Source organism: Prauserella sp. PE36 (genome assembly GCF_003311655.1).
Classification (GTDB): Bacteria; Actinomycetota; Actinomycetes; order Mycobacteriales; family Pseudonocardiaceae; genus Prauserella_A; species Prauserella_A endophytica.
Window position 1 is genome coordinate 50,975 of sequence record NZ_QEQT01000096.1, and the last position, 9,570, is coordinate 60,544.

The 9,570-nt window shown below is 71.2% G+C and carries 10 protein-coding genes and 1 pseudogene; 6 read left to right on the top strand and 5 right to left on the bottom strand.

Going from position 1 to position 9,570, the window contains the following annotated elements; genetic code table 11:
* Window positions 1-168 precede the first annotated feature (168 nt).
* The 3 genes and pseudogenes from DI005_RS30315 to DI005_RS30325 form a co-directional block, all read left to right on the top strand.
* Window positions 169-1,053, top strand: coding sequence for an RNA polymerase sigma-70 factor (locus DI005_RS30315; RefSeq protein WP_199543342.1), 885 nt, complete (start codon window positions 169-171; stop codon window positions 1,051-1,053).
* An 83-nt stretch (window positions 1,054-1,136) separates the two neighbouring features.
* Entirely contained in the window at window positions 1,137-2,267 is a 1,131-nt protein-coding gene (locus DI005_RS30320; RefSeq protein WP_199543344.1) for an NAD(P)/FAD-dependent oxidoreductase, read from the top strand.
* A 20-nt stretch (window positions 2,268-2,287) separates the two neighbouring features.
* Window positions 2,288-2,875 (top strand): annotated as a pseudogene (locus DI005_RS30325) (thiamine pyrophosphate-dependent enzyme); the annotation flags it as partial.
* A 4-nt stretch (window positions 2,876-2,879) separates the two neighbouring features.
* Here the strand turns inward: DI005_RS30325 and DI005_RS30330 are convergent.
* Entirely contained in the window at window positions 2,880-3,401 is a 522-nt protein-coding gene (locus DI005_RS30330; RefSeq protein ID WP_113644427.1) for a hypothetical protein, read from the bottom strand.
* 304 nt (window positions 3,402-3,705) lie between these two features.
* Window positions 3,706-4,512 carry an alpha/beta fold hydrolase gene (locus DI005_RS30335; RefSeq protein ID WP_199543346.1) on the bottom strand — a complete coding sequence of 269 codons (807 nt, stop codon included), beginning with the start codon at window positions 4,510-4,512 and terminating at the stop codon, window positions 3,706-3,708.
* Between the two features lie 69 nt (window positions 4,513-4,581).
* Between DI005_RS30335 and DI005_RS30340 the strand changes: the two genes are divergently transcribed.
* The 3 genes from DI005_RS30340 to DI005_RS30350 all read left to right on the top strand — a co-directional run bounded on the left by DI005_RS30340 (window position 4,582) and on the right by DI005_RS30350 (window position 6,764).
* Window positions 4,582-5,907 carry a PLP-dependent aminotransferase family protein gene (locus DI005_RS30340; protein ID WP_112275204.1) on the top strand — a complete coding sequence of 442 codons (1,326 nt, stop codon included), beginning with the start codon at window positions 4,582-4,584 and terminating at the stop codon, window positions 5,905-5,907.
* Between the two features lie 51 nt (window positions 5,908-5,958).
* Window positions 5,959-6,279, top strand: a complete 321-nt coding sequence (locus DI005_RS30345) for a DUF2795 domain-containing protein (RefSeq protein WP_112275206.1) — start codon at window positions 5,959-5,961, stop codon at window positions 6,277-6,279.
* Between the two features lie 89 nt (window positions 6,280-6,368).
* Entirely contained in the window at window positions 6,369-6,764 is a 396-nt protein-coding gene (locus DI005_RS30350) for a hypothetical protein (RefSeq protein WP_112275208.1), read from the top strand.
* A 28-nt stretch (window positions 6,765-6,792) separates the two neighbouring features.
* On the opposite strand, the gene DI005_RS30355 is transcribed toward DI005_RS30350, so the two are convergent.
* The 3 genes from DI005_RS30355 to DI005_RS30365 form a co-directional block, all read right to left on the bottom strand.
* A complete protein-coding gene (locus DI005_RS30355; protein WP_199543348.1) occupies window positions 6,793-7,860 on the bottom strand; it encodes an NAD-dependent epimerase/dehydratase family protein in 1,068 nt (355 codons plus the stop codon).
* The gene (locus DI005_RS30360; protein WP_112275341.1) at window positions 7,857-8,294 is read right to left on the bottom strand and encodes an SRPBCC family protein; all 438 of its coding nucleotides are present in this window, start codon (window positions 8,292-8,294) and stop codon (window positions 7,857-7,859) included. Before DI005_RS30360 ends, DI005_RS30355 begins: the two co-directional genes overlap by 4 nt.
* 297 nt (window positions 8,295-8,591) lie before the next feature.
* Complete coding sequence (locus DI005_RS30365; protein ID WP_113644429.1) at window positions 8,592-9,557, bottom strand: ABC transporter substrate-binding protein; 966 nt, start codon at window positions 9,555-9,557, stop codon at window positions 8,592-8,594.
* Window positions 9,558-9,570: the final 13 nt, after the last annotated feature.

Genomic DNA, 9,570 nt, shown 5'->3' on the forward strand with positions numbered 1-9,570 from the left:
GGAGAACGGACCCCGTGGGCGCGGGAGCACTGCCACGTCGCGTGTCGTCGTCTGCACGGTCGCCGATTACCCGATGCGGAGGGGTTCACACCTGTTCACGCCCCCCAAGGCCACCTTTGTTGCGCTCAACGCAACAAAGGTGGCCTTGGGGGCGGTTACGCTCTCGGCATGTCGATCGCGGCCGAGGAGGTTCGGGAGTTCGAGCGGCAGCGGCCGCGGCTGTTCGCGATCGCCTACCGCCTGCTCGGCTCCGCGAGCGAGGCCGAGGACGCCGTGCAGGACACCTACCTGCGCTGGATTGCCGCCGACCACGGAGCCGTCCGGACGCCCGGCGCCTGGCTGACCAAGGTGCTCACCAACCTCTGCCTCACCCGCCTCACCTCGGCGCGCGCCCGCAGGGAGACCTACGTCGGGCCGTGGCTGCCCGAGCCCGTCGACACCACCGGTTCCGCGCTCGGCCCGCTCGACACCGCCGAGCTGCGTGAGTCGGTGTCGCTCGCCCTGCTGCTCCTGCTGGAACGCCTGACCCCGCCCGAGCGCGCGGTGTTCGTGCTGCGCGAGGCGTTCGGCTACGGCCACGCGGAGATCGCGGAGGTTCTCGACCTGACCGAGTCGAACTGCCAGCAGCTGTACCACCGCGCCCGGCAGCACGTCGCGAGCGAACGCCCACGCTTCCACCCCTCGACGGAGGAGCGCGTGCGCATCACCCAGCTGTTCCTCGACGCGGCCCGCGGGGGCGATCTCGAAAGGCTGAGGAGCCTGCTCGCCGACGACGTCGTGTCGTGGGCCGACGGCGGCGGCAAGATCCACGCGGCCCGCAAGCCGATCCGAGGCGCCGAGCGCGTCGCGCAGTACCTGGGCCGGCTGAGCCGCGAGGCGGCGGGCGTCGGCTTCGTGCTCACCGAGCTGAACGGCCAGCCCGGCGTCGTCGCGACCGTCGACGGCGTGGTGCTGCTCGCGGTGGCCCTCGACATCGCTGAGGGCGGGATCGCGACGATCCGAATCGTCGCCAACCCTGACAAGCTCGGGTTCCTCACCGCGCAGCTGGTGTGACCGACGGCACGCCACCGGGTTGTCAGCAACCGCGGGGTCACGTGGTTCAGGAGGTGATCTCACCATCCTGAAAGGAGAATCCCGTGACACACCGCATCGTGGTACTCGGCGGCGGCTACTCGGGGCTGATCGCGGCGAACCGGATCGCCCGCAGGCTGAACGGAGCCGACATCATGCTGGTCAACGAGCGGCCGAGGTTCGTGGAACGCGTGCGCCTGCACCAGGTCGCGGCCGGGCAGCGGCTCCCGGAGCACCTGCTCGCCGACCGCGTCCGGCCCGGCGTCGGGCTCACCATCGGGCGAGTCACGGCGTTCGACGCCGACCGGCGCGAGGTGCGCGTCGGTGACACCGTGCTCGGCTACGACACCCTCGTCTACGCGCTCGGCAGCGGGGCCGTGGTTCCGGAGTCCGCGGCCGGCGCGGTCACGGTCGCCGGTGCCGAGAGCGCCGAGGAGGCGCGCAAGCGGATCGCGGACCTGGCGGCGGAGAACGGAATGCTCGCCGTGGTCGGCGGTGGGCTGACCGGCATCGAGGCCGCGGCCGAGCTCGCCGAGAGCCATCCCGGCCTGCGCGTGCGGATGCTCACCGCGGGCGAGCCGGGCGACTTCCTGTCCGCGCGCGGCAAGGCCCACGTGCGGCGCGTGTTCGACCGGCTCGGGATCGAGGTGCTGACCGACGCCGAGGTGGAGGAGGTCCGCGAGGACGCCGTGGTACTGCGGGACCGCCGCGCCGTCGGTGCGGGCCTGACGGTCTGGTCCACAGGCTTCGGAGTGCCCGCGCTCGCCGCACGGTCGGGGCTCGCGGTGGACGCGCACGGGCGGATCAGGGTCGACCCCACGCTGCGCTCGCTGTCGCATCCCGACGTCTACGCCGTGGGCGACAGCGCGGCGGCCGCGCGGAGCAACGGGCGCGAGCTGCGCATGGCGTGCGCGACCGGGATCCCGGCGGCGTACTGCGCGGCCGACGCGATCGCGGCACGGCTCACCGGCGGGGAGGCGAGGCCGCTGCGGTTCCGTTACGTCAACCAGTGCGTGAGCCTCGGCCGCCGCGACGGTCTGATCCAGTACGTCGACGCCGACGACAATCCACATCGGACGATTCTCGCCGGGAGGATCGCCGCCCGCTACAAGGAGGCCATCGTGCGCGGCGCACTGTTCGTCACGGCGAGATCGGGCCCCTATTCCTTCGCCCGGCGCCGCCCTGTACTTGGCTGAGGTGCTACCGCACCGGTGTGGACTCCTCGCCCGGCGGGCGCATCGACCCGCGCGCGCTCAGCGCCGGCCTCGACGACCTGCTGCCCGCCGAGCGCGTGGTCGCGGTGGGCTCGGACAACTTCATGGGCTACCCGAGCGCGTACCTCTCGGTACCCGACGAGTACGGATTCTGCTTCACGCAGGCGTTGCAGTCGATCGGGCTCGGCCTGGCGAGTGGGATCGGCGCCGCGCTCGCCAGGCCCGGCCGGCTACCGGTGGCCGCACTCGGCGACGGCGGTGCGCTGATGAGCGTGGCGGAGTTGGAGACCGTGGCGAGGCTGGGCCTGCCGATGGTGATCGTGGTCTACAACGACGCCGGCTACGGCGTTGAGGTGCACCACTTCGCCGGCCCCTGCGTGGATCTGGACGCCGTGCGGTTCCCCGACACCGACGTCGCGGCCATCGCCCTCGGCTTCGGCTGCGACGCCGTCACGGTGCGGGGTGAAGCGGAGCTCGGTGTGGTTTCCGGCTGGCTCGCCGGTCCGAGGGACCGCCCGCTGCTGATCGACGCGAAGATCGCCGACGACGGCGGATCCTGGTGGCTGGCGGAGGCGTTCCGCGGCCACTGAACTGTCAGCAGAAGATCCAGAACCAGCAGTCGTCGTCCTCGGGCGGCGTCGTGGTCGTGGTGGGCGCCTGCGAGGAGGACGACGACGTCGGCGACGGCGGGGGCTCCTCCGGTGCGGACGGATCCGGGGGCTCCTCCCCGGTCGGCTCCGGCTCGGGCTCCGTGGTCGTGGTGGTCGCCTCGGTCGTCGTGGTGGTCTCGTCGGTGGTCGTGGTCGCCTCCGACGTCTCCGGCTCGCCCGGGTCCACGGTGGTGGGAGAGCGGGTGATCTCCCGCGTGGGCGCGGTGTCCGGGCCGGCGATCCCCGAGGTGCGCGTTGGCAGGGCGATCACCACGGCGTCGTCCGGATCGGGGGTGGGCTCGTCGTCGCCGCCCTCGGTGGTCACGAAGAACGCCGCGACCCCGCAGCCAATCACGACGGCGCCCATCACGGCGAGGACCCGCAGCCGGGACCGCGGGCCCGGTGGAACCCGGTCGTTCCAGCGGTCTTCGTCGGACAGCCGAGTCACCGACGCGTCGTCGTACACCGGGCAAGCCTTTCGGGCGGGGAAGGCAGCTGTGGACCGGCAAGTTGTGACTCGCAGTGGTCCAGCGGAGCTTTTTTACCCTAGAACGGCACCCGATGGGGCGACATCGGGGGGATTGTTCCACGGAATCGATACGCTGTGGCAAAATCACTGCCTTTTGTCACACAGACCTAACGCACCGCGATCACCACCCTGCCCCCGTCCGCAGTGAAGGCCACCTTCACTGCGCCCACCCGTCTCCCGCCGCCACCCAAACGGAGACGCTGCGCGCCGCTGCGTTGGTCCAACGCAGGCAAGGTGGCCTTCACTGCAGTGGGGCCGACCTGGTGAGGAAGTCCAGCACCGCGTCGTTGAACGCCACCTCGCGTTCCAGGTTCGGCAGGTGCGCCGCACCCTCGATCACGGTCAGCTCGGCCCCGGGAATGCGCTCGTACAGGAACTTCGCGACCTCCACCGGCGTGTACTCGTCCTCGTCGCCGACCACGACGAGGGTGGGCACCGCGATGTCGGTCAGAACCGGCACGTAGTCGGGGCGCTCCGCTCGCCCGCGCAGCGCCGCCGCCGCGCCCTCGGCGGAGGTGCCCTTCATCATCCGCAGCACGTGCTTCGCCGTGGCGGGCAGCGCGCGGATGTTGTGCGGCGCCAGCATCTTCGGCAACACCTCGTGCGCGTAAGGGGCGAGTCCCTCGCGCAGCAGTCGTTCCGCCAGCTCCCGCCGGGCCGCCTTGCTCCTGGGTGGCTCGGCGTGCGGTGTGGTGTCGGCCAGTAGCAGGCCGAGGACGCGGTGGGGGAAGTGGCGCAGGCACTCCAAGACGATCTGCCCGCCCATCGACAGTCCACCGAGGACGAACCGCTCGACGCCGAGCGCGTCGAGCAGCGCCCCGATGTCCCGCGCGAACGTCTCCAACCGGGTGCTGCCGGGGACGACGGTGCTCTCCCCGTATCCGCGCAGGTCCGGGGTGATCACGCGCCAGCCCTCGCGCGCGAAGCGCTCGGCCTGCGGGCGCCACATCGAGCGATCGAACGGATGGCCGTGCACGAGGACGAGCGGCGCCCCGCTGCCCGTGTCGTCGTAGCCGACCGTGATGTCGTTGACGGCAAGTGTGCTCACGCGTCTGACGCTATCCAGTGCAATATCTCGGTGCAATGAAAACATTGACCTCGGTGCAATAATGCCGCCATGGACGACTACCGCGCCATCGCCGACGCCGTCGCCGCCGACATCGCGGCGGGCAGGCTCCAGCCGGGCCAACGGCTGCCGCCCCAGCGCCGCTTCGCCCGCACCCGGGGCATCGCCGCCTCCACGGCCGCGCGGGTCTACACGGAGCTGACCCGGCGCGGGCTCGTGGCGGGCGAGGTCGGCAGGGGCACGTTCGTGCGGGCCGGCCTGCCGCTCGTCGAGCCCGCGCTGGTCGAGCCCGCCACCGCACGCGTGGACCTCGAGCGGAATTTCCCGGTGCTGCCGGGCCAGGCCGAACAGCTCGCGGCCTCACTCACCGGCCTGCTGCGTTCCGACGCGCTCGGCGCGGCACTGCGTCCGGTCGGCGTGTCGGGCACGCGGACCGCCCGCACGGCGGCAGTGCGACTGCTGTCGCGTGCGGGCTGGTCACCGGAGCCCGAGCGGATCCTGTTCTCCGGCAACGGAAGGCAGGCCATCGCGGCCGCCGTCTCCGCGCTGGTCCCCGTCGGCGGCAGGCTCGGTGTCGAGGCACTGACGTACCCCGTGGTGAAGGGGATCGCCCCGCGCCTCGGATGCACGCTCGTCCCGCTCCCCACCGACGAGGAAGGGATGGTGCCGGGCGCGCTGCGGTCGGTGAACGTGCACGCCGTCTATGTCCAGCCGGTGCTGCACAACCCGCTCGGCGTCACGATGTCCGCCAGGCGCCGCGCCGAGTTCGGTTCGGTCGTGCGGGAACTCGATCTGCCCGTCGTGGAGGACACCATCTACGCTTTCCTGCGCGACGAGCCGCCACTCGCCACCGAAGTGCCGGAGCACACGGTGGTGACCGACAGCCTCTCCAAACGCCTGGCGCCCGAGCTGACCCTCGGCTTCGTCGTCCCGCCCGCCCGGTTCGCTGACCGCGTCGCCTCGGCGTTGCGGTCGGGAGCCTGGACAGCGCAGGGATTCGCGATCGACGCGGCGACCCGCTGGATCGGCGACGGTACCGCGGACGCCGTCCAGAACGCCAAACGCGCCGACGCAGCGCGCAGGCAGCAGCTCGTGCGCGAGCACCTGGCGGGATTCGCCGTGCGGGCCGATCCCGCCGCCTACCACTGCTGGTGGGAGCTGCCCGCGCAGTGGAGGGCGGAGACGTTCGTGGCGGCCGCCGCGCGCAGGGGCATCGCCGTGAGCCCGGCGGGCGCGTTCACCGTGGGCTCCGGACACGCGCCCAGCGCCGTGCGGCTCGCGCTCGCCTCCCCACCCGAGCCGGTGCTGGCCTCGGCTCTCGGCGCCCTCGCCGCGCTCGCCGGTGCGGCGCCGGAAGACGAGACGGCGATCAGCTGAGCCGTTTCGGTGGAAAGCGACGGGGGTATCTCGCGCCCGGAGGTGACACACATGGCGACAACGACCACCGCCGAGCGCGTGCGCGCCGTGCTGTCCGATGCGGACTTCCCCGCGGAGAAGGCCGATCTTGTGCGCTGTGCCGAGAACGCCGAGGCCGACCCGGACACCATCAAGGCGCTGGGCGCCATGCCGCCCGTCGAGTACGCCAACCTCGCCGAGGTGCTGCAGTCGGTGCCGCTCGACCAGGGGCAGAGCCCGGCCGAGGAGGCGGCCCGGCGGCAGGAGCACGACAAACCCGGCCTCGCACAGCAGGAAAAGGACGTCTCCGGGCATCCGATCGTCGACGAACTGGGCGAGAACCGGGGCAGCTGAGCGGCTTCGCGACGCGGGGCGGTTTCGGTTTCCGGCTTACCGGGTAGCTTCCTGGCGCGAGTCCGCTTCACCGACAGGACGTCCCCATCATGGATCTGACCGGTAACAGCGACGTGGACACCACGGCCGCCGCCCTGGCCGCCCGCGCCGAAGACGCCGCCCGCGCGCTCTACCAGCGCACCGCGGGCCAAGCCGACGAGGAGAGCATCACCGACACCGACGAGGTGCACCGGATGCTCGGCTCACTCAAGCTCGTGGTCGAAAACCTCGCGCGCTGCCTTCCGGAGCTGAACACATGGCTGGAACAGCGTATGTGGTCCGGAACGCTCGGTAAGAGTGACGACGCGTCCTTCGACGAGCTGACCAAGTCGACCTTCGAGGTCGCCGCCGCGCTGGCCAGGGCCCACCGGATGAGCGCACAGCTGGGCCGGGAACTCCAGGCCGCGCAAACCGCGAGCCGCGAGCTCGCCGCGAAGACGACGTAACGTCGCTACGACGTAACGTCGCTTCCGCTCAGGGCTTCTCGCCGACTCCCGTCGCCAACTCGCCGAGTCGGCCGCCGGGCACCGAGGACGCCAGCGGGGGAGTGGCCATGCCCTCCCGCTCACGCAGTCCGGTGAGGAACTCGGCGAGCGCGTCGGCCGCCGAGTAGCGCGCGGTCCACGCCAGGTCCGTCCTGGCCCTGGTGGTGTCCATCAGCGGGAGCCGCAGCACCGCGTCGAACAACCCCGGTGATGCGGGCACCGTGTGCAGCTTCCACGCTGCGGTGACGGCGGCACGTGCCAGCACCGCGGGCAGCGGAACTGTGCGGGCGCCGAGCAGCCTCGCGATCAGCTTCGGGTCGACCACCGGCTCCGCGGCGAGGTTGAACGCGCCCCGCACGGGGTTCAGCGCCGCCAGGCGGAACGCCTCGCCGACGTCGGCCGAGTGCACGGCCTGCATCGTGAGGCCGGGGACGTCCGGCACCACCGGGACGAGACCGGGCCGCACAAGGCTCGCGGGCACCAGCGGGCCCGCGAAGAGCCTGCGCTGCTCGGAGGCCGCCTCGCGCTTGAAGACGAACGCGGGCCGCATCCGCACCACACGGATGTGCGGGTGAGTGCGGGTGAACGCGTCGAGAACCCGCTCCAGATACGCCTTCTCGCGGGTGTAGGCGGCGCCGGGCCAGCCGTGCGTCGGCCACTGCTCGTCGACCGTGCGGTCCTTCGGTCCCGGCGAGTACGCCCCCACCGACGACGCGTACAGGAGCGCCGGCACCTCGCAGCGGGCGACGGCGTCGAGCACGCGGAGGCCGCCGAGCACGTTCACGTCCCACGTCCTGACCGGGTCACGCGTCGGCTGGAACAGCCATGCCAGGTGAATCACCACGTCGGCGCCGGTGAAGATCCGGTCCAGCTCGTCCTCGCCCGCCTTCGGCAGGTCGAGAGTCTCGATGGTGAGCTTCGGACGAGTCCATTCGGGCTCCCTGCGAGCGATGCCGGTGATCGACGCGACGCGCGGGTCCTCCGACAGCGCCTCGACCACGCTCGTGCCGAGGTTGCCGGTCGCCCCGGTGACGACGACGTGCAGCCGCTGGTTCATGCCTGCCGCCCTCCGGTCTGCTCGGCCACCAGCGCGGCGAGCCGGTCGAGAGCCTCCTCGATCCTGCGGTCGGCCTCCTCGCTCAGCTCCCCGCCGAGCGCCTCCGCCTGCTCGCCCGCGAAGGTGAGGTGCATGGTCGCGACGCTGCCGGACCGCGCGTCGTCGGCTGGATCGATCTGCAGCCAGCCGTCGTAGTGCTCGTCGCCGGAACCGCCCCAGGAGAGCCTGCGCCGCTCGCGGTCGACGTCGACGAACCCGGTGGCGTCGTGGACCTCGCTGCCGCTGGACACCCACGCGTGCAGCGCGCCCTCCCCGGCGGGCTCCACGTCGACGCCCTCGGGCGTCCATGCGTTCAGCGTGCCCGGCCCGGAGGCGATGTCGAACGCGGTCAACGGATCGGCGGGAATGGTGCGCTGGTGCTCGAATTCGGACATGCCCGAGACGTACCCACGCCTCACGCGGATATGCGGGAGGCCCATCTGCAGTAAAGGCCACCTTCACCGCAGTCGCTCGGCTCGGCTCGCCGGGTGGGTACTTGTCGGCCTTCTCGGATTCCTCGATGCGGCGCCTGCTTAAGTTGAGTCGCCAACGCTCAACTTATTCAGGCCGGAAACTGACCGGTAGGGCTCGTAGCGTGAGCGGCATGCCTGACCCGCCAGACTGCAGTGAAGGCCACCATCACTGCGTTCAACGCAGTGATGGTGGCCTTCACTGCAGACCGCGGATAGGGGCTACTGGTACAGGACGGCCTTGATCTTCGGGTCGTCCACGTTCGTCTTGTCGTACCAGTAGTAGTTGGTGTCGATCGTCTTCGGCAGCTGCTCGCCGTCGATGGCCTTGAGCGCCGAGTCGACGAGCTGCCTGCCCATGTCGATCGGGTCCTGGGTCACCGCGCCGGCCATCACGCCGCTCTTGATCGCGTCGATCTGGGCCTTGCCGGAGTCGAAGCCGACCACCGTCACGCCCTTGCGGCCACTCTCCTGCACACCCTTGATCACGCCGATCGCCGAGCCCTCGTTGGATGCGTAGACGCCCTTGAGGTCGGGGTTGGCCGACAGGATCGACTTGGTGATGTTGGCGGACTCCAGCTGGTCACCGCCGCCGTACTGCGGTTGCAGCACCGTGATCCCCGGTGCGTTCTGCTTCATCCACTCCAGGAAGCCGTCGCGACGGTCGATGCCGGAGCGGCTGGTCTGGTCGTGGACCACGAGCGCGACCTTGCCCTTGCCCCCGATCTGCTCGGAGAGGTGCTTGGCGGCCTCGGCCGCCGCGGCCTTGTTGTCCGTGGCCACGGTGGTCACCGGAATGTCGCTCTCCACTCCGGAGTCGAACGCGATCACCGGGATGTTCTGCGACTGGGCCTGCTGCAGCAGGGGGGCGGCGGCCCGCGAGTCGAGCGCGGCGAAGCCCACCGCCTGCGGTGATTTGGCGAGCTCGTTGGTGAGCATGTTCATCTGCTCTTCCACATCCTGCTCGGTGGCGGGGCCGACGAACGTCACGCGCGCGCCGCGCTCGGCGGCCTCCTTTTCGGCGCCCTGCTTCACCGCCTGCCAGAACTGGTGCTGGAAGCCCTTCGACACGATCGCGATCAACGGGCCGTCCCCGCCACCGCCGGAGCCGCCTTCGGAGCCACATGCGGCGAGCGTCAGCGCGAGCGCGCCGCCCGCGAGCGCCGCGACGACCTTCCTCATTCTCATCACCAGATCTCCT